The 18,852-nt window shown below is 73.0% G+C and carries 15 protein-coding genes; 6 read left to right on the plus strand and 9 right to left on the minus strand.

The genetic code is table 11. The features are described from left to right. Nucleotides 1-54 precede the first annotated feature (54 nt). A complete protein-coding gene (locus LLG88_15415; GenBank protein ID MCE5248296.1) occupies nt 55-1,305 on the plus strand; it encodes an L-serine ammonia-lyase, iron-sulfur-dependent, subunit alpha in 1,251 nt (416 codons plus the stop codon). Next, a complete protein-coding gene (locus LLG88_15420) occupies nt 1,302-2,471 on the plus strand; it encodes an alanine--glyoxylate aminotransferase family protein (protein MCE5248297.1) in 1,170 nt (389 codons plus the stop codon). The genes LLG88_15415 and LLG88_15420 overlap by 4 nt, the downstream gene beginning before the upstream one ends. Before the next feature lie 75 nt (nt 2,472-2,546). On the opposite strand, the gene LLG88_15425 is transcribed toward LLG88_15420, so the two are convergent. From LLG88_15425 to groES, 3 genes are all read right to left on the minus strand, one after another. Further along, entirely contained in the window at nt 2,547-2,774 is a 228-nt protein-coding gene (locus tag LLG88_15425; protein MCE5248298.1) for a hypothetical protein, read from the minus strand. A 115-nt stretch (nt 2,775-2,889) separates the two neighbouring features. Then, nucleotides 2,890-4,524: a chaperonin GroEL gene (gene groL / locus LLG88_15430; protein MCE5248299.1), complete on the minus strand. Its 1,635-nt coding sequence runs from the start codon at nt 4,522-4,524 to the stop codon at nt 2,890-2,892. Nucleotides 4,525-4,589: 65 nt separating this feature from the next. Then, nucleotides 4,590-4,877, minus strand: a complete 288-nt coding sequence (gene groES, locus LLG88_15435) for a co-chaperone GroES (GenBank protein ID MCE5248300.1) — start codon at nt 4,875-4,877, stop codon at nt 4,590-4,592. 232 nt (nt 4,878-5,109) lie between these two features. On the opposite strand from groES, the gene LLG88_15440 reads away from it, so the two are divergent. The 3 genes from LLG88_15440 (at nt 5,110) to LLG88_15450 (ending at nt 8,861) form a co-directional block, all read left to right on the plus strand. Continuing rightward, a complete protein-coding gene (locus tag LLG88_15440; GenBank protein MCE5248301.1) occupies nt 5,110-6,660 on the plus strand; it encodes an aromatic amino acid ammonia-lyase in 1,551 nt (516 codons plus the stop codon). Nucleotides 6,661-6,864: 204 nt separating this feature from the next. Next, nucleotides 6,865-7,959: a hypothetical protein gene (locus LLG88_15445; GenBank protein ID MCE5248302.1), complete on the plus strand. Its 1,095-nt coding sequence runs from the start codon at nt 6,865-6,867 to the stop codon at nt 7,957-7,959. Further along, a complete protein-coding gene (locus LLG88_15450) occupies nt 7,956-8,861 on the plus strand; it encodes a hypothetical protein (GenBank protein MCE5248303.1) in 906 nt (301 codons plus the stop codon). Before LLG88_15445 ends, LLG88_15450 begins: the two co-directional genes overlap by 4 nt. A 63-nt stretch (nt 8,862-8,924) precedes the next feature. On the opposite strand, the gene LLG88_15455 is transcribed toward LLG88_15450, so the two are convergent. Continuing rightward, nucleotides 8,925-12,002: an AAA family ATPase gene (locus LLG88_15455; GenBank protein MCE5248304.1), complete on the minus strand. Its 3,078-nt coding sequence runs from the start codon at nt 12,000-12,002 to the stop codon at nt 8,925-8,927. A gap of 280 nt (nt 12,003-12,282) precedes the next feature. On the opposite strand from LLG88_15455, the gene LLG88_15460 reads away from it, so the two are divergent. Then, nucleotides 12,283-12,801 (plus strand): hypothetical protein, encoded by a 519-nt coding sequence (locus tag LLG88_15460; GenBank protein ID MCE5248305.1) that lies wholly within the window; start codon nt 12,283-12,285, stop codon nt 12,799-12,801. Nucleotides 12,802-12,843: 42 nt separating this feature from the next. On the opposite strand, the gene LLG88_15465 is transcribed toward LLG88_15460, so the two are convergent. From LLG88_15465 to LLG88_15485, 5 genes are all read right to left on the minus strand, one after another. Beyond that, a complete protein-coding gene (locus LLG88_15465) occupies nt 12,844-15,300 on the minus strand; it encodes a DEAD/DEAH box helicase (protein MCE5248306.1) in 2,457 nt (818 codons plus the stop codon). Nucleotides 15,301-15,411: 111 nt separating this feature from the next. Next, entirely contained in the window at nt 15,412-15,891 is a 480-nt protein-coding gene (locus LLG88_15470; GenBank protein MCE5248307.1) for a hypothetical protein, read from the minus strand. Beyond that, nucleotides 15,888-17,141: a tetratricopeptide repeat protein gene (locus LLG88_15475; protein MCE5248308.1), complete on the minus strand. Its 1,254-nt coding sequence runs from the start codon at nt 17,139-17,141 to the stop codon at nt 15,888-15,890. Before LLG88_15475 ends, LLG88_15470 begins: the two co-directional genes overlap by 4 nt. A 34-nt stretch (nt 17,142-17,175) precedes the next feature. Continuing rightward, on the minus strand, nt 17,176-18,210 hold the full coding sequence (locus tag LLG88_15480; GenBank protein ID MCE5248309.1) for an ABC transporter permease: 1,035 nt from the start codon (nt 18,208-18,210) through the stop codon (nt 17,176-17,178). Continuing rightward, nucleotides 18,203-18,852 (minus strand): ATP-binding cassette domain-containing protein (locus LLG88_15485; GenBank protein ID MCE5248310.1); only part of this gene is annotated, 650 nt, incomplete at its 5' end. The genes LLG88_15480 and LLG88_15485, both read right to left, overlap by 8 nt.

Here is an 18,852-nt window from a genome sequence, read left to right on the forward strand (position 1 = left end):
GGTCGTCCGCGGCGGCTCGGCTACAATGCCGCTTCCTTCGAGGAGCGGCCTCCCATGCAATCGATCCGCGAGCTCTTCCGCGTCGGCGTCGGCCCGTCGAGCAGCCACACCATGGCCCCGCGCCGCGCCGCCGAACTGTTCAAGGCGCGCGTCCCCGGCGCCGCCCGCCACCGCGTCACCCTCTACGGCAGCCTCGCCGCGACCGGCAAGGGACACTTGACCGACGTCGCGGTGCGCGCCGCCCTGGCCCCGGCCGAGGTCGAGGTCGTCTTCCGCGCCGGCGAACAGCTGCCGCGCCACCCTAACGGCCTGCTCTTCGAGGCGTTCGACGCCGCGGGATCGCCGCTCGCCTCGTGGCGCGCCTACAGCGTCGGCGGCGGGGCGCTCGAGGACGACGAGGGGACCGCCGCCGCGCCGCCCGAGGTCTACGACCTGACGACGATGGGGGAGATCCTCGACCACTGCGACCAGACCGGCCGGACGTTCTGGGAGTACGTCGAGGAGCGGGAAGGGCCGGAGATCTGGGACTTCCTGCGCGAGGTCCTGCGCGCGATGGAGGCGGCGGTGGACCGCGGCCTGCGCGCCCAAGGGGTCCTGCCCGGCGGCCTCGGCCTCCCGCGCAAGGCGTGGACGTTCCACCGCAAGGCGGAGATGTCCTCGCCCCTCCACATGCGCCGGGAAGGGCTGCTCTTCGCCTACGCGCTGGCCGTCTCGGAGGAGAACGCGGTCGGCGGCGTGATCGTCACCGCCCCGACCTGCGGCTCGTGCGGCGTGTTGCCGGCGGTGCTCCGCGGCGTGCGGGAGTCGCTGGCCGACGACGACGAATTGGCCGCGCTCCGCGCGTTGGCCACGGCGGGGCTGGTCGGCGACATCGTCAAGAAGAACGCCTCGATCTCCGGGGCCGAGGTCGGCTGCCAAGGGGAGGTCGGCGTGGCCTGCGCGATGGCCGCGGCGGCCGCGGCGCAGCTCCTGGCCGGCACGGTGCGGCAGATCGAGTACGCCGCGGAGATGGGGCTGGAGCACCATCTGGGCCTCACCTGCGACCCGGTGGCCGGCTTGGTCCAGATTCCGTGCATCGAGCGGAACGTCTTCGCCGCCGCCCGCGCGGTGACCTGCGCGGAATACGCGCTGCTTTCGGACGGTTCCCACCGTATCCCGTTCGACGACGTCGTGGCCGTGATGCGCGACACCGGCCGCGACCTGCCGCTGGCGTACCGCGAGACCGCGTTCGGGGGCCTCGCCGCGGCCTACGCCCGGCGCCACGCGCCGCGCCTCGCCGCGGCGCCGAGGAGCGCGAAGCCATGAAGGACCGCACGCTGCTGATGATCCCCGGGCCGATCGAGTTCGAGCCCGCCGTCCTTTCCGCGCTCGGCGCGCCGACGACGAGCCACACCGCGCCCGACTTCATCGAGGCGTTCGGTCGCGCCCTGACGCGGCTGCGCGAGGTCTTCCTCTGCCCCGAGGGGCAGCCGATCGTCCTCGCCGGCTCCGGCACGCTCGCCATGGACACCGCGGCGGCGAACCTCGTCGAGCCGGGGGACAAGGTCCTGGTCGTGGACACCGGCTACTTTTCGAACCGCTTCGCGGCGATGTTCGAGCGATACGGCGCGGAGGTGGAGCGCCTAAGCGCGCCGGTCGGCGGGGCGCCGACCGCGGCGGAGGTCGCCGCGGGGCTGGCGCGCCGCCCGGCCAAGCTCGTCTCCGTCACGCAGGTCGACACCTCGACCGGCGTCCTCGCGCCGGTGCGGGAAATCGCCGCGGCGGCGCACGCCCACGGGGCGCTCTCCGTCGTGGACGGCGTCTGCGCGGTCGCCGGCGAGGATCTGCGGATGGCCGAGTGGGGGGTGGATTTGGCCCTCACGGCCTCGCAGAAGGCGATCGGCGTGCCGCCCGGCCTGGCGCTCGTCGTCGCCGGGCCGCGCGCCCTGAAGGCGTTCCGCGCCCGCCGGACGCCGGTCGCCAACTACTACGCCGACTGGGCCAACTGGCTGCCGATCATGGAGGCCTACGAGGCCCGCAAGGCGAGCTACTTCGGCACCCCGGCGGTCAACCTCGTCTGGGCGCTCGACGTCAGCCTCGGGCAGATCCTCGCCGAGGGGATGTCGGCCCGCTTCGCCCGCCACCGCCGGCTCGCCGCCGCCTGCCGGGCGGGGATCGAGGCGCTCGGCCTCGGCGTGGTGCCGACGTCGCCGGAACTCGCCGCGCACACGATGACCGCGCCGCGCCTCCCGGGGGGCGTTTCGGCGGCCGACCTGCTTCCGCGGGTCGCGCGGGCCGGGGCGGTCCTCGCCGGCGGGCTGCATCCGCAGATCAAGAGCGAGTACTTCCGCATCGGCCACATGGGCGCCGCGCACGTCGGCGACGTCCTCGCGACGCTCGCCGCGCTCGAGGCGGGGCTGGCCGGATGCGGATTCGGGGTGGAGGCGGGGGCGGCGGTCGCCGCCGCGCAGAAGGCCGCGCTCGCCGGCTAGGCCGCGGGGCGGCGGCGGACGGCGCGGCGCCGCTCCCCCGCGGGGCGGGGGACGCGCTGTTTCAGGAGGGCGGGGTCAGCGGCGGCGATGGACGGCGCGCGCCGCCGCGCCGAGCGCGACGCCGCCGAGCGGCAGAGCCGCGACGCAGACGCCGAGCGTCTCGCAGCGGACGTCGGCCTCCCGCAGGCCGAGGAAGACGAGGAGCATCCCGGCGAAGAGCGCGAGCCCGAAGAGGCCGAGCTTGAGGATGTCGCGCCAGTCGTGCGGCTGGTCGGCGTGCCACGTGCGGTCCCGCGGGGTCATGGAGAGAATCTGACCCCGGTCACCGGGCGGCGCAAGCGGAAAACGAAAACCGGAGGGCGCCTGCGGCGCCCTCCGGCCTTCTCCTGCCAGGATTTCGGCGGGAACGATCGGGCGATCAGAAATCCTCGCCCATGCCGGCGCCCATGCCGGGCATCGGCTTCTTGTCCTTCTCCGGGAGCTCGGCGATCACCGCTTCGGTGGTCAGCAGCAGACCGGCCACGGAGACGGCGTTCTGGAGCGCGATGCGGACGACCTTGGTCGGGTCGATGATCCCTTCCTTGATCATGTCCACGTACTTCTCGGAGGCGGCGTCGAACCCTTCGGTCGGGTTCTGGAGGTTGCGGACTTCGTTGACCACCACGCTGCCTTCGAAGCCGGCGTTGTTGGCGATCTGCCGCAGCGGCTCTTCGAGCGCGCGACGGACGATGTTCATGCCGAGCTGCGCGTCCTCGCCCTTGATCTTGGACTTGTCGAGCGCGGCCTGGGCGCGGAGCAGCGCCACGCCGCCGCCGGGGACGATCCCTTCCTCGACCGCGGCCTTCGTGGCGTGCCTCGCGTCTTCGACGCGGGCCGTCTTTTCCTTCATCTCGGCTTCGGTCGCGGCGCCGACCTTGATCACCGCCACGCCGCCGACCAGCTTGGCCAGCCGCTCCTGCAGCTTCTCGCGGTCGTAGTCGGAGGAGGTCTCCTCGATCTGGGTGCGGATCTGCTTCACCCGCGCCTCGATCTCGGCGGCCTTGCCCTTGCCCTCGACGATCGTCGTGTTGTCCTTGTCGATGACGATCTTCTTGCACTGGCCGAGGTCGGCGACGGAGACGGACTCGAGCTTGATCCCGAGGTCCTCGCTGATCGCCTTGCCGCCGGTCAGGATCGCGATGTCCTGCAGCATCGCCTTGCGGCGGTCGCCGAAGCCCGGGGCCTTGACGGCGCAGACGTGCAGCGTGCCGCGCAGCTTGTTGACCACCAGCGTGGCCAGCGCCTCGCCCTCGACGTCCTCGGCGATGATCAGCAGCGGACGGCCGGCGCGGGCGACCTGCTCCAGCAGCGGCAGCAGGTCCTTCATCGACGAGATCTTCTTCTCGTTGACGAGGATGAGCGGGTTCTCGAGGACGACTTCCATCCGCTCCGGGTCGGTGACGAAGTACGGGCTGAGGTAGCCGCGGTCGAACTGCATCCCTTCGACGACTTCGAGCGTCGTCTCGAGGGCCTTGGCCTCCTCGACCGTGATCACGCCGTCCTTGCCGACCTTGTCCATCGCCTCGGCGATGATCTTGCCGATCGTCGGGTCGTTGTTGGCCGAGATCTGCCCGACCTGGGCGATCATCTTGTTGCCTTCGACGCTGCGGGAGATCTTCTGGATCGCCTCGATCGCGGCGCCGGCGGCCTGCTCGATGCCGCGCTTGAGGTCCATCGGGTTCGCGCCGGCGGTGACGGCCTTCACGCCCTCGCGGAAGATCCCCTGGGCCAGCACGGTGGCGGTGGTGGTGCCGTCGCCGGCGACGTCGGACGTCTTGCTGGCGACCTCGCGCACCATCTGCGCGCCCATGTTCTCGTAGTTGTCCTCGAATTCGAGTTCCTTGGCGACCGTCACGCCGTCCTTGGTGGACAGCGGCGAGCCGAACTTCTTCTCGATCAGGACGTTCCGGCCGCGGGGCCCCAGCGTGACCTTGACGGCGTCGGCGAGCTTGTTCACGCCGCGCATCAGCGACTGGCGGGCGTCCTCGGCGTAGGAAACCTTCTTGGCAGCCATTGTTCAGTGCTCCTTATCGGGGCCGGACGCGCCGCGCGGGCGCCGATCCGACCGGGAAGCTGCGGTCAACCGATGATCCCGAGGATCTCGTCCTCGCGCAGGATCACGAACTCGTCCCCTTCGATCTTCACTTCGGAGCCGGAGTACTTCCCGAAGAGGACCTTGTCCCCGGCCTTGACCGCCATCGGCTGCAACTTGCCGTCGTCGGTCGTCTTGCCCGGTCCCACGGCGACCACCTCGCCTTCCTGCGGCTTTTCCTTGGCGGAGTCGGGAATGATGATCCCGCCCTTCGTCTTCTCGGTTCCCTCGATCCGCTTGACCAGGACGCGGTCATGGAGAGGCTTCAGCTTCATGGTCGTTCCCTCCCTTGCAAGTCTTGTGGGATGAATGATTTGGCAATTCGCCGCACGCGCCCCTTTGGCACTCCTCGGCGACGACTGATGACAATAAGATTGCCCTATAGGGGTGTCAAGCGACGAAGACGCCGCTCCGCGGACCCCCCTTCGCCGGGGCGGGCGGGCGCGATAAGATCGGTCCGCTCGAGTCCCACCCGCGTGCCCGTTCGAGCGGAGGAGAGACGCGCCGATGCCCGTGATTCTGGACGGCCAGAGCCTCACCATCGAAGACCTCGTGAAAATCGCCCGCGGCGGCGAGAGAGTCGAGATCGCGCCGGAGGCGCTCGAACGGATCAAGAAGTGCCGGGCGCTTCTGGAGTCGAAGATCGCCAAGCACGAGATCATGTACGGGGTCAACACCGGGATCGGCGAGTTGGTCAACGTCGAACTCGACGACGCGCAGGTGCGCGAGTTCCAGAAGTACCTCATCTACAACCACGCCGCGGGGATCGGCGAGCCGGCCCCGGTCGAGCACGTGCGGGCGGCGATGGCCGCGCGGATCAACGTGCACTGCAAGGGGCACTCCGGCTGCCGGCCGGAGATCCCGCTGACCTACGCCGCGCTGCTCAACGCCGGGATCACGCCCGTGACCTGCAGCAAGGGGAGCGTCGGGGCCTGCGGCGACCTCGCCCCGATGAGCCAGATCGCGCTCTCGCTGATGGGCGAGGGGGACTGCTTCTTCGGCGGACGGCGGGCGCCGACGGCCGCGGCGATGCGCGAGGCGGGGATTCCGATTCCGGGGCTCTGCGCGCGCGACGGTCTCGCCGCGATCAACGGCTCGAACTTCCTCACCGGGATGGACGCCCTCTCGCTCCACGACGCGGAGCGCTGGGTCGCGCAGGCCGAGATCGCCGCGGGGATGTCGCTCGAGGCGCTGCTGGCGAACATGAAGCCGTACGACCCGAAGCTGCACGAGCTGCGCGGCTTCCGCGGCGCGCGGACTTCGGCCGCGAACCTGCGCCGCGTGATGGACGGCTCCGACCTCGCCACGGGGAAGGTCAAGGTGAAGGTGCAGGACGCCTACTCGATGCGCTCGACGCCGCAGGTCGTCGGCGCGCTGCGCGACGCACTGGCCTGGGCGCGCAGCCAGGTGGAGATCGAGCTCAACGGCGTCGGCGACAACCCGATCTTCCTGCCCGGCGAGGACCGCGTCCTCACCGGGGCGAACTTCCAGGGCACTCCCGTCAGCGTGCCGATGGACATGGTCGCCGCGGCGGTGACGATGGTCTCGGTGCTCAGCGAGCGGCGGCTGAACCGGCTGCTCAACCCCGCGCTGTCGGTCGGCCTGCCGGCCTTCCTGACCAAGGGGGCGGGGATGTTCTCCGGCCACATGCTGAGCCAGTACACGGCCGACATGCTGATCGTCGAGCAGCGGATCCTCTCCGCGCCGTCCTGCGTGCAGTCGATCCCCGCCGCGGCCGACCAGGAGGACTTCGTCAGCATGGGGATGAACGGCGCGCTGAAGCTGCGCCAGATCCTCGACGACGCGTTCGGCGTCTTGGGGATCGAGTTCATCGCCGCGGCGCAGGCGCTCGACTTCCGCGAGTTCGGCTTCGGCCGCGGGACGCGGACCGCGCACGCCGCGGTGCGCCGCGTCGTCGAGCATCTCGAGGTGGACCGGCCGCTCAACAAGGACCACAACGCGATGAAGGCGGTCGTCGAGCGCGGCGACGTGCTCGACGCGGTCGAGGCGGAGATCGGCCCGCTCGGCCGGAGTTGGTTCGCCGAGGCGCGCGCCTGAGCGAGTCTCCGCGATCGACGCGATGGGGCCGGCCCGCGGGCCGGCCCTTCGCGTCTCCGGCGGCCGCGCGGCGCCCGTCGCTTCCCGGCGCGGCGCCCATCGCTTCCCGGCGCGGCGCCCATCGCTTCCCGGCGCGGCGCTCGTCGCTTCCCGGCGCGTCGGCCGTCGCTTCCCGGCGCGGCGCCGATCGTCGATAATCGCCGCATGTCGAACCGACGTTTCATCGTCGCCGCGACGTTCGCCGCCGCGACGCTCGGCGGCGCGGGCCTCCCCGCGGCGGCGGGAGAGCCGCCGTCTCCGCCGGTCAAGGACGCGCGCGACCTGACGGAGACGCCGACGTACGTTCCGCCGGAGCGGGCGTCCCTCGTGTTCGACAAGGCGATCTCGTTCGACGCGCCGCTCGCGAACCCGGTCCGACTGGTCCTCGACGCGGCCGCGGCGCGGGCCTTCGTCGTGCTGCCGGAGACCGGCGTCGAAGTCGTCGATCTCGCCGCGGGGCGGCGCGCGGCGCCGGTGCGCCAGGCGCGCGAGCCGCGCGACGCGGCGGTCTTCGGGAACATCCTCGCGCTGGCCGACGGCGACGCGCGCGGCCTTGTCTTCATCGACCTCGCGGAGAGACGGACGCTGCGCCGCCTTCCGCTCGGCGACGAGCCCGGACGGCTGCTCTTCGACGCCGCGGGGCAGCGCCTCTTCGTCGTCGTCGGCGAAGGGGACCGCACGCGGCTCGTCGCGATCGACGCCGCCGAAATGCGGCGCGTCGGCGAGCTTCGCCTGCCGTCGCGTCCCGACGATCTGGCGCTCTCCGCCGACGGCGCGCGCCTCTTCGCCGCCGCGCCGGGCGACGGCGACGGCGCGGTCTACGTGATCGATCCCGCGGCTCAGCGCCTCGTCGCGAGGTGGCCGCTCGGCCGGGCGCGCGCGCCGCGCGCCGTCTTCGTGGACGAGAAGCGCGGGCGGCTGATCGTCGCCTGCCGCCGCCCGCGGGCGCGCCTGGTCGCGATGCGCCTCGCCGACGGCGCGCTGCTCGACGCCGCCGAGGCGCCGGCGGAGGTCGAGGACGTCTCGCCCGACCCGGCGAGCGCGCGGCTCTACGCGACGGGCGGCGAGGGGGCGATCTTCGTCTACGAGTCGCCGACGCCGGAGAGTCTGAAGTTGGTCGAGCGGGTCGCCGCCGCGGCGGGCGCGCGCCGCTCGGCCTTCTGGGCCGCCGGGGACCGCCTGCTCGTCGCCGCGCCGCAGTTCGGCGTGCGTCCCGCGGCGCTGCTCCTCTTCAAGCCGCGGCGCGGGGCGAAGCGATGAACTGCCCGAAGTGCGGCTACGCGCAGGACGACGCGGCGACGGCGTGCGAGGCGTGCGGCCTGATCTTCGCCCGCTACGAGGAACGGCGGGAGGACGAAGCGGCGCTGGCGACCGGCGCGGTCGCGCCGCCGGGAAAGGTCGCCGTCGAGGAGCCGCCCGCGGGACGGCTCGACCGCGCGGGACGGCGCGCTCTCCTGATCGGCGCGCCGATCGGCGTCGTCTGCTTCGCGCTGCCGTTCCTCGACTTCGTCCTCGGCTACCTCTCGATCCTCGTGCACGAGCTCGGCCACGCGATCGCCGGCTGGCTGATGGGCTTCCCGTCGGTGCCGGCGTTCGACTTCGTCTACGGCGGCGGGGTGACGATCCTCGACGAGCGGAACGCGGGAGTGCTGATCGTTCTCGGCGCGCTCTGGGCGTGGGCGTTTTGGCGCCTGCGGCGGAACGCGCTCGGCCTCGTTTGCTGCGGCGTCCTCCTCGCCGCGCACGCGCTGCTCGCCTTCACGCCGGCGCACGAGACGCTGCACATGGCGGCGGGGCACCTTTCGGAACTGGTCTTCGCGGCGATCTTCCTCTACCGCGCGCTGTCCGGCGCCGGCTGCTTCGTGGCCGCCGAGCGCCCGCTCTACGCCGGCGCGGCGACCTTCGTCCTGCTCAAGGCGGCCGGCTTCGCCGGGCGGCTGATGTCGGACGCGGAGTTCCGCGCGCTCTACGAGGAGGCGAAGGGGGGCGGCAAGTGGATGGACCTCTCGCGGATCGCCGACCAGTTCGGCCTTTCGCTGCGGACGGTCGCCGGCTGGCTGCTCCTTCTCGCGCTGCTCACCCCGGCGCTGACCTGGTTCGTCTTCGCCGCGCGTGCCCCGCTCCGCCGCTTCCTCGCGCGCGCCCTCGAGCCGAACCCGTGACGAAGCCGGGCGGCGCGCCGAGCGCGTCGCTCTCCCGCGCGCCCGCGGCGCGGGAAGCCGATGTCAGGCTCGCGAGGGGACGCGTCCCCAAGAGAGGATCTTCTCGGCGGCTTCCTTCATCACTTTCGCCTCGGCTTGGGTCAGGTCCATTTCGAAGAGACGCTTGTGAACGCCGTTCGTGGCGGCGGCGACGCTCTGCATCGCTTCGACGAGGGTCGCGGTTCTTGCGTCGCCCGCGGCGCGGGCGAGGCGACTCGACTCCGCGAAATCCGCGAGTTCCCGCGCGCAACGCATCGCTCCGGCCAAGTCGCCGATCTGCTCGCGGATCTCGAGGGCGCGCCGCCATTGTCGGAGCCCCGCGCAGCAGCGCGCCATAAGAAGCGGAGGCGGCGCCGGATGGCTCTCCAGCGCGGCTGCGGCGTCGTTCCAGCGGGCGGCGTCCAGGTGAATTTCGGACCAGCGCAAAAGCGCGTCCTCGACCCGTCGCCGGCAGGCCTCCGAGGCGAGCCGCTTCGCGACCCCGGTCATCCGCTTGATGTCCTCGCCTCCCGGCGTCCACGTGGTTCCCGACGGCTCGTCGCCGAGCAGTTCCATCAAGTACGCCTGCGCCTGATCGCGCAAGACGGCGCGGATCGCGGACGGCGCTATGTTCAGGGCGGCCGTGATGTCGTCGAGCGCCTTGAGCCGCCGACCTGGGTCCGGCGCCGCGCTGGCCTCCATCAGGCGCCAGACCGCGTCGCCGGCTTCCTCGTTCCCGGTGGACCGAAGGCATCTTGCGGCGTTCTCGAGCGGGTCGGCCGCCAGGATCTTGGCGTCTCGCGGCAGCTGCACGTAGTGCCTGAGCTCCAGCAGCGCACGAACTTCGAACGCGCGCAGGCGAATCTGCGCGTCTCGGACGGCGCCCGGAACGTCAGGTTGTCCCAGCCGCTGTTCCGCCTGCGCGGCGCGTCTGCGGGCCCGCGCCAGATCGACGTCGGCGAATCGGATCGCGTCTTCGACGAGCCGTCGCACGAGCTCGTCCGGTTCGACGGCGGACGCGGTCTCCAGCGCCTCCTGCAGTTCCTCGGCGTCGTACGCGGCGGGTTCCACCCCCTTCGTCAGCCGGCTCGCGAGAGCGCGCGCGGCGTCTCGTCCGTCGATCTCCAGCAGGACAAGACGGTCGGTGGCTCGGCTCAGCGCCACGCGCAGGCCGTCGACCAGCCGCCGCCTGCGGAGGTCGTCGACTTCGGCTTCCGGACATCCCGGTCCTGCGGCGTCCTTGACCGCCATGACGACGCGCGACGGCGCCACGACGCAGCAAGTCGGCCACTCCAGCCCTTTGACTTTGAGCGGCGACGAAAGAAGGTCGTCGCCGCCGCCCAACCCGCTCTCCTCCATCGCCTTCCGCGCCAGTTCCGGATCCGCGGCGACGACCACGATGTCGGGCTGGGAGCCCATCCAGCGCAGGAGCTCCGCGGTCGCCGCCCGGTCGTGCCAGCCTTCGCACAGCAGGACCTCGCCCTGCACGGCGTCGAATTCGTCCTCGGCGCCGCTTCCCCGCGGCCGGTCCCTCTTCTGCAACTCGCCGTACATCGCGCCGACGCTGTCCACGACGGCCGCGATGCGGCTGGGACTGCGCAGGTTGGATCCAAGCGAGTAGCTCGACGGCTTCGTGAATCTCTCGGCGACGATGTTCGACAGTTCGCCGAAGTCGAAGGCGCTGTTGCCGACGGTCTGTCCTTCGTCGCCGGCGACGATCAGCTCGGTTCCGCGATCCGGATCGCGACGATGCGCCCTGCCGGCGAGCTCCACGAGGAGCGCATATTCGAGCGGGCGAAGGTCCTGGACCTCGTCCACGACGATCGCCGCCGGACGGAAGGGCAGGCGATCCAACACGGCGTCCGCCGCGGCTTGCCCCTGCGCGAGATCCCGGACGAGGTTGAAGATCATCTCCTCGCGCGTTCCCGCGGCGCCCAGCGCGTCGGCCCCGATCGCCCTGAACACCCGCGCGGCGTCGCGCGCCGTCTTGGGCAGCCGGGACGCGCGCAGGCGCTCGTAGGCGTCGGGGGACAGCGGAATCCCGTCGCGGAGTTCATTGCCGGCGTCGGTCGGCAAGGCGCGGCCGAGCAGGAAGGCGTGAACTTCGTCGAGCAGCGCGTCGGGAGCGATGCGCCATGACCGGAGGCGATCCGCCGGGTAGCCGTCGAGCAATTCGCCGGTCCCGCTTCGGTCCCACGGCGCGGGCAGGCGATCGAACGCCCGGCCCGCCAAGAGCGCGACGAGCTGCGCGAAGGAGTACGCCTCGAAGTGCGCCGCGCTCGATCCGAGGTTCTCGAGAAACTCCCGCGCCCTCTGCGCCAGCGTGCTCGACTGCGTGACGTAGATCACGTGCGCGGCGTGGTCTTGAAGGGCGGCGAACAGCAGGGCGATCGTCTTGCCGGTCCCTGGATGCCCCTTGATGATGCGGGCCCGCCGAGCGCTTCTCGCCGCGTCCTGCTGTTGCGCCGTGAAGGGGGACTCCCAAGAGGACGCGGACTCTCCCAGGAGCTCGGCGGGGTCGATGCGGTCGTAGTCCCCCGGCAGGCCGGGGCTCAGTTGTTCATCCGTTTCGTCGTGGTGCCGCACGGCCCGGACGAGCGTCTCGCGGGCGCCGAATCCGCTCTCCTTCGCCGGGGAGACGGCGCTCGGCATCCACCAGAGGTAGAACTGATTGCCTCCCGTTCCGCCCAACGGCGTTCGACGCCAACCCTGGTTGCGTCCTCGGACCAGTTTGATTCGATTGGTCTCGCCGAACGCTTGAAGTTGGAGCAGCGCCCGCGCCAGATGCCGCCGAATGGACTGCGGCGCGGCGCCGTCGGTCCAGACGAGCATGTCCTCGTGCAGGAGCACGCGACGCCCTCTCGGCGTCTCGGGCTGCGGAGACGATGCGCGCCGCTCGACTTGCGGCGAGATAGCCGGCTCGGCCGTCGCGGGAGCTTCTTCCGACTTGGCGGCGTCGTCCTGCCTAGGACGCATCGCCTCCCGGATTCGCCGGGCCTGTCCCTCCGAAAGCTCGAACGTGTCCCTGATCTTGGACACCGGAATCCGCAGTTGGTTCGCCGTCTTGACGACGGCGTCGACTTCGACGTGGAGTTCCTGCGCGAGAACGCGGAGCGTGATCACCTGCTTCCCCCTGAGAGCGAAGACGGCCGCCCCCCCCCGAACGGGTCGCGGCCGGCGAGTCCGCGCGGCGAGACTCGCGCCGATTGTAGGTCCGAACCACGGCTCGGCGCGCCCAAAAGAGACGGCGCGGGGACGAGGCGGAGAGAAAGCCGCTTCACCGACGGCGAGCGCCCGCTCCGCGTCGCGCGGTCGCCTTCGGGCCCGACGCCGGACTCCGACGCAGCGGCGGGACGACGCGAACTGATCCGCGCCTGTATGATGACCGGGAGGGGGAAGTCGGATGTGGACGAGCGAGAAAGCGACGGCGACGGAGACGTCCCGCGACCGTCTTTGGTTCTTCGTCCTGCTCTGGACGGCGTACGGGATCTCCGTCGTTCTTCTGGCGCCGTACATCTTCGCGCAGGCCGCGGCGTGGACCCTCCTCCCGGCGAGGATCTTCGCGGCGGCGGCGCCGTTCTTCATCTGGTACTCGCGGCGGCATCGGAAGGAACTCGAGCGCGCCGACTTCCACATGATCTATCTGCCGTTCGTCGTCTGGTGGGCGGCGATGGTCGCCGTGCAGGTGGCGACCTGGCGCTTCTGCCAAGGACGCGCCGCGTTCGGCCCGTACGGGACGGACAAGAGCCTGTCGAACTTCGTCGTGGAGCCGGAGCTCGCGCTCCTCTTCGCCGGCCTGCCGCTGCTGCGGTTCGTCGTGCGCGACCAAGGAGCGCGGGACGCGATGGGACGGCGTCTGCGGATCCTCGCGGTCGTCGCCGCGGCGCTGGTCGCGGTCCTCGTTCCCGGGCTGCCGGAGTAGGCGCCGCGCGCGGGATTCGCCCGGGGGCCGCCGACGCGGCCGTCAGTCGGCGAGCAGGGCGAGCAGGTCGTCGCGGGTGAGGGCGGCCGCGGCGCCGGACTCGGCGCCGGAGAGGGCGGCCGCGGCGAGGGCGCGCTTGCGGTCCTGAAGGGCGAGCAGGCGCTCTTCGACCGTGTCCTTGGCCACGAGGCGGTGGACGAAGACCGGCTTCTCCTGGCCGATGCGGTGGGCGCGGTCGATCGCCTGGTCCTCGGCCGCGGGGTTCCACCACGGGTCGAGCAGGAAGACGTGGTCGGCGGCGGTGAGGTTGAGGCCGACGCCGCCCGCCTTGAGCGAGACGAGGAGCACCGGCGGTCCCTCGGGATCCTGGAACGAGCCGACGACGGCGCCGCGGTCGCGCGTCGCGCCGTCGAGGCGCGCGAAGGCGATCCCCGAACGCTCGAGATGCGGCTCGACGAGGTCGAGCAGCGACGTCCACTGCGAGAAGACGAGCGCCTTGTGCTCGTCGGCCACGACCGTCTCGAGACGCTCCATCAGCTCCGCGACCTTCGACGACGTCTCGGCGCTCCGGCCGGGGACGAGCGCCGGATGGCAGGCCGCCTGCCGCAGCCGCAGCAGCGCCTCGAGCGCGGCGAGCGTCGAGCCGCCGGCGTCCACGAGGCGCAGCGCCTCGGCGCGCGCCGCGGCGCGCACGGCGTCGTAGACGTCGCGCTCCTCGGACGACAGCTCGCAGGCCGCGGAGATCTCCGTGCGCGGCGGCAGCTCCGGCGCGACCTCGCGCTTGAGACGGCGCAGCGCGAACGGCTCGATCCGCGCGCGGAGCCGCGCGGCGGCCGCCGCGTCGCCGTCCTCGATCGGGCGCTCGACCCGCGCCTCGAAGTCGTCGCGCGTCCCGAGCAGGCCGGGGCAGGCGAACTGCATCACGCTCCAGAGCTCGGCGAGGCGGTTCTCGACCGGCGTGCCGGTCAGCGCGACGCGGAACTCGCCGCGCAGGCGGTGCGCGGCGCGGGCGGCCTGGCTGTCGGGGTTCTTGATCGCCTGCGCCTCGTCGAGCGCGACGACCTTCCAATCCACCGCGGCGAGCGCGTCGGCGTCGTTCCGCAGCAGCGCGTAGGTCGTCAGCGTCACGTCGGCCGCGGGGTCGAGCGCCCGCGCCGCGCCGTGGTGGACGTTCACCGTCAGCGCGGGGCGGAACCGCTTGATCTCCGCTTCCCAATTGAAGAGGACGCTCGCCGGGCAGACGACGAGCGTCGGCCGCTCGAAGACGCAGATCGCCTGCAGCGTCTTGCCCAGCCCCATGTCGTCGGCGAGCAGCCCGCCGAGGCGCGCCCGCTTGAGGAAGGCGAGCCAATCGACGCCGCGCCGCTGGTACGGGCGCAGCTCCGCGGCGAGGTCGGGCGGCGCCGGCGCCGCGGGCAGCCCCGCGAAGTCGTCGGCGAGGGCGCGCAGTTCGGCGAAGCCGGGCGGCGGCGGGGCGCCGATCTCCTCGCAGAGGCGCGCGAGGTCGGGGAGCGCGGCGCGCGGCAACGCGCCGCCGTTGGCGTTCTTCGCGGCGAGGATGTCGGCGACGAGCGCGCCGTGCGCGGCGAGCCACGCCGCGGGCAGCGGCGCGTAGCCGCCGTCCTCGAGCGGCACGTAGTGGTCGCCGCGCCGCCAGACGGCGACGACGAGCTCGGGGCGCGCGCGCCGTTCGGCGCCGTCCTCGCCGGGGCTGGCGAAGGCGATCTCGACGTCGTCGCCGCGCGGCGCGAGGCGCGGCGCGAGCGGCGGGGCGAGGAAGAGGCGGCGGTGCGCGTCGCCGACGACCTCGCCGTCCCAGCGGCGCAGCCGCTCGGCGAAGGCGATCGCCGCCTCGTCGGCGAAGGTCCGCTCGATCTCGGGGACGAGGTCGAGCGCGTCGGCGAGCCGCCGCGCCGCTTCGCGCTCCGCCTCCTCGTCGCGCACCGGCAGCGGCCCGGCGATGTGCGCGACGCGGCCGTCCTCGATCCGCGCCGTCGCCGGGCGGCCGTAGACGATCCACGCCGTCGCCGCGAGCCGTCCTTCGCTCTCGCGCGTCTCGACGACGATCCGCGGCGCGAGCTTGGCGACGCCGGGAAGACGGGTCGCGACGATCTCGACGGGACAACGTTCGGCGAGCGAGGGGATGATCGTCGAGACGAGCTCGCCGACCTCGCGCCGCGTGAAGTGCCGCCCGCGCGGCAGCCGCTCCCGCTCCGGCGCGTTGAGCCTGATCGGCGCGAGCGGGCGGAGCGTCGCGCCGAGACGCGCCGCGGCGGGGAAGAACTCGTCGATCGCGCGGTTGCGCACGACGACGAGCCGGAAGCCGTCCCCTTGGTCCTCGACCCGCGCCACGACCGGCTCGACCGGCCGCGCGAGGACGCGCACCGGCTGGTCCTCGAAGCGGACGTCGAGCGCGTCGTCGGCGAGGAGCGGGAAGAGGCGCGGCACGACCTCGCGCGGCAGGATCCCCTCGCGCCAGCCTTCCATCGCGCGCTCCACGGCGAGGTCCTTCGCGCCGGCGGCGACGGCGATCTCGCCGCGTCCTTTCGCGAGGAAGGCGAGGCGCGCCGTCAGCGGCGTCTCGCCTTCGGCGGAGACGAGGACGCGGCGTTAGGCGAGTTGCCCGCGGTCGCGGCCGAAGCGGTAGCCGACGCGCGCGGCGAGCGCGGCGGCCGGCGCCGCGGCGCCCACGGCGGCCGATCCCGCCGCGGCGCCCTGCGCGGCCGCGGGCGCGGTCGAGGGCGACGCGGCGCCCGCCGCGCCCGATCCCGCCGCGGCTCCCCGATCCGGCGCCGCATCGACTTCGGACGGCCCCGGCTCGGCGAGGACCAGCGCCGCGGCGACGACGTGCTCGCACGCCTCGACGTCGCGGCCGCAGTCGCAGTCCCAATCGCCGGTCGAAGGGAAGAGACGCACGGTGGGACAGAGGGCGGCCTGTCCGGGGCGGACCTGCACGACGACCTCGTCCCGCTCGCGCCACGCGACCTGCGCCGCGCCGCGGCGGCGCAGCTCGACGCCGCGCGACCAGTCGTTGCGCGTCGCCGCCTCGCGGACCGCTTCGAGCAGGTCGCGCGCCGCCTCGTCGCTCATCGGGCGCCCTTCGTCGTCGTCGGCGCTGGTTCGACGGCCAGGCTGCGCAGGATCGCCGCGAGCCGCTCGTCCGCCGCGCCGCCGCGCTCGTTGGCGAGCCACGTGAAGACGGCCGTGGCCCCGCCGAAACGCGCCGCGCCCGCGGTGAGGTAGAGGTACTGCCCGGCCGGAACCGGCGCGCCGACGAGCGTGCTGTCGGTCGCGCTCACGGCGACCGCCTGCACGGGCCCGCCGACGATCGTCCGCGCCGGCAATTCGCGCTCCAGCGCGACGCCGGCCGCCTCGCCGGCGAGCGCCGCCGTCAGCGCGGCGATCTGTTCGGGTTTCAGGTCGGCGGGAATGACCGCGAGCTGCAGCCAGACCTCGCCGTCGCGCGGCGCGAAGACGAGCGTGAAGGCGACCGGCCTCGCGCCCGGCGTGATCGTCTCCGTCCACTCTTCGGGCAGCGCGACCGTCATCGTGCGCGCGCCGCCGAGCCCGTAGGCGCGGACCGACGTCGGGTCGATCGCCGCCGTCGCCGCGGCGCCCGGCGCGGGCTGCGCCAGCAGGCGCGCCGGGAGGCGGCGCTCCTCGAAGCCTTCGCCGTCGCCGCGGCCCCGGCCCGGCGACAGCGCCTGATCGAGGGCGGCGGCCGTCTCCATGTCGCGCTTCGCGGCGTCGATCCGGGCCTGCTCGAGCATCCGGCGTCCCTCGTCCCCGCGGCCGAGGCGGATCAACGTCTTCGCCTGCTCGAAGCGGCCGAGGACGTATCCCGGGACGATCGCCGAAGATCGCCGCGCGTCGGCCAGCGCGTCGTCGAGCCGTCCCGACATCCGCTCCCGCGCGGCGAGGACCGCGAAGTCGAGCGCCTTCTCCTCCGGCGCGGCGCCGTCGGCGAGGTCGCGCTCGTGCGCGGCGCGCGCTTCGGCGAAGGCCCCCGCCGCGGCGAAGAGATTGCCGAGATTGCGCCACGCCCGCGGGCCGCCGCGCTCGACCGCGATCCACCCCGCCTTGGCCGCCCGCTGCGGCAGACCGGCGTCGCTCAGGCAGCGCGAGTACTCGATCCACGCCGCGCCGTCGCCGGGCGCGCGCTCGAGCGCCCGCTCGAAGAGGGCGCGCGCGTCGTCGTATTGCCTCCTCAAGACCGCCTCGCGGGCGCGGCGGAGCGCGTCCGCGGCGTCGTCGGGCGGCGCGGCGAAGGCGGACGCGGCGGCGAACGCCAGCGCGGCGGCGGCCGCGGCGGAACGGCGGAATCGCTTCGTTGCGGTCACGGCTTCCCCCCCGCGCGGCGCCCGCCGCGGCGAATCACGACCAACGGAAGACCCGCAGCGCGAGCAGGAACGAGAGCCCGCCCCACGCCAGCAGCAGCGCGACGCGCAGCGCCTGCGCCGAGAGCGGCGCCCCCTCGAGGACCACGGCCCGCAGCGCGTCGTTGAGCGCCGTCAGCGGCAGCGCCTTGATGAACGGCTGGAGCGCGGCGGGGAAGCGGTCGGAGGAGAAGAAGACCCCCGAGAAGACGAACATCGGCAGCATCACGAGGTTCATCAGTCCCGAGACCGTTTCGGTCTTCCGCGCCCGGCTGGCGGTCAGCAGGCCGAGCCCGGAGAACGAGAACGAGCCGAGCAGCGCGACGAACGCGACGGTCCAGAGCGAGCCGGCGACCCGCAGCCCGAAGACCAGCCACCCGAAGCCGAGCAGCAGCGCGATCTCGAGGAAGACGACGAGCATCCGCGAGGCCATCATCGCCCCGAGGAAGTCGGAACGGCGCATCGGCGTGGCGACGAGTCGCTTGAGCAGCTTCCGCACGCGCATCTCGACCAGCGCGTAGCCGACGCCCCACATCGCGCCGCTCATGATGTTCATCCCGATCAGCCCGGGGATCAGGAAGTCGATGTAGCGCCCGCCCGGCTCGTTCGTCCGCCGCTCGGCGGCGCTCCATTGGTCGCGGCGGCCCGCGGCGCGCTGCAGCGCGTCGTCCACCTTGAGGCGGGCGAAGGCGCTGTCCGGCCGCCCGGGATCGAAGCGGTACTCGGGCTGCGGGCCGGGGACGACGACCAGCGCGACCTGGCCGAGGCGCAGCCGTCGCGCGGCCTCCGCCTCGTCGAGGCGGCGCACCTTGAAGCCGTCCTCCTCGCGCAGCGCGGCGACCGCCGCGTCCGCGCCGGGGCGCTCGACGACGCCGACGAAGACCTGCTCCTGCGGCTTCTCGCGGAAGGCGACGCCGAGGCCGACGGCGAGCAGGATCGGGAAGCCGAATACCCAGAAGAGAACCTCCGGCTCGCGCACGAATTCGCGCAGCCGGGCGAGGAAGAGATGGACGAACGGCGGGCGGCTATTCATCGCGCAGCCTCCGCCCGGTGAGGTGCACGAAGACGTCCTCGAGGCTGGCGTGGCGCGTCGTGAGGCGCGAGAGGCTGTGCCCGGCGGCCTCGACCGCCGCGAGGACGGCGGGGATCGCGAGATGCGGCTCGGCGGCCGAGAGCTGGTAGCCGCCGGCCTCGAAGCGGACGCGCCGCACGCTCGGCAGCGTCTCCAGCGCCGCGACGTCGAGCGCCGGACCGCGCGCGCCGTCGTTCTCGTCGGCGGGGACCGCGAACTCGACGACGTGGTCGCCGCCGAGCGAGGCGATCAGTTCGGCGGGCGAGCCGAGGGCGATGATCTTGCCGTGGTCCACCACGGCCACGCGGTCGCACAGCCGTTCCGCCTCGTCCATGTAGTGGGTCGTGAGGAGGATCGTCCCGCCGCGGCGGCGCAGCGCGCGGACGATGTCCCAGAGCTGACGGCGCGACTGCGGGTCGAGGCCGGTCGTCGGCTCGTCGAGGAAGAGCAGCTCCGGCGCGCCGACGAGCGCGCAGGCGACGGCGAGGCGCTGCCGTTGCCCGCCGGAGAGGTTGACGACCCACGAGCCCGACTTCTCGGCGAGCCCGACTTCGGCGACGACCTCCGCCGCGGGGCGGCGCGAGTGGAAGAACGAGCCGAACA

The sequence above is a fragment of the bacterium genome (assembly GCA_021372775.1).
GTDB lineage: Bacteria > Acidobacteriota > Polarisedimenticolia > J045 > J045 > JAJFTU01.

What these genes read in the sequence shown, in the direction of transcription:
- LLG88_15415 (MCE5248296.1), top strand. Translation starts at nt 55, where the DNA reads ATGCAATCGATCCGCGAGCTCTTCCGCGTCGGCGTCGGCCCGTCGAGC.
- LLG88_15420 (MCE5248297.1), top strand. Translation starts at nt 1,302, where the DNA reads ATGAAGGACCGCACGCTGCTGATGATCCCCGGGCCGATCGAGTTCGAG.
- LLG88_15425 (MCE5248298.1), bottom strand. Translation starts at nt 2,774, where the DNA reads ATGACCCCGCGGGACCGCACGTGGCACGCCGACCAGCCGCACGACTGG.
- groL (MCE5248299.1), bottom strand. Translation starts at nt 4,524, where the DNA reads ATGGCTGCCAAGAAGGTTTCCTACGCCGAGGACGCCCGCCAGTCGCTG.
- groES (MCE5248300.1), bottom strand. Translation starts at nt 4,877, where the DNA reads ATGAAGCTGAAGCCTCTCCATGACCGCGTCCTGGTCAAGCGGATCGAG.
- LLG88_15440 (MCE5248301.1), top strand. Translation starts at nt 5,110, where the DNA reads ATGCCCGTGATTCTGGACGGCCAGAGCCTCACCATCGAAGACCTCGTG.
- LLG88_15445 (MCE5248302.1), top strand. Translation starts at nt 6,865, where the DNA reads ATGTCGAACCGACGTTTCATCGTCGCCGCGACGTTCGCCGCCGCGACG.
- LLG88_15450 (MCE5248303.1), top strand. Translation starts at nt 7,956, where the DNA reads ATGAACTGCCCGAAGTGCGGCTACGCGCAGGACGACGCGGCGACGGCG.
- LLG88_15460 (MCE5248305.1), top strand. Translation starts at nt 12,283, where the DNA reads ATGTGGACGAGCGAGAAAGCGACGGCGACGGAGACGTCCCGCGACCGT.
- LLG88_15470 (MCE5248307.1), bottom strand. Translation starts at nt 15,891, where the DNA reads ATGAGCGACGAGGCGGCGCGCGACCTGCTCGAAGCGGTCCGCGAGGCG.
- LLG88_15480 (MCE5248309.1), bottom strand. Translation starts at nt 18,210, where the DNA reads ATGAATAGCCGCCCGCCGTTCGTCCATCTCTTCCTCGCCCGGCTGCGC.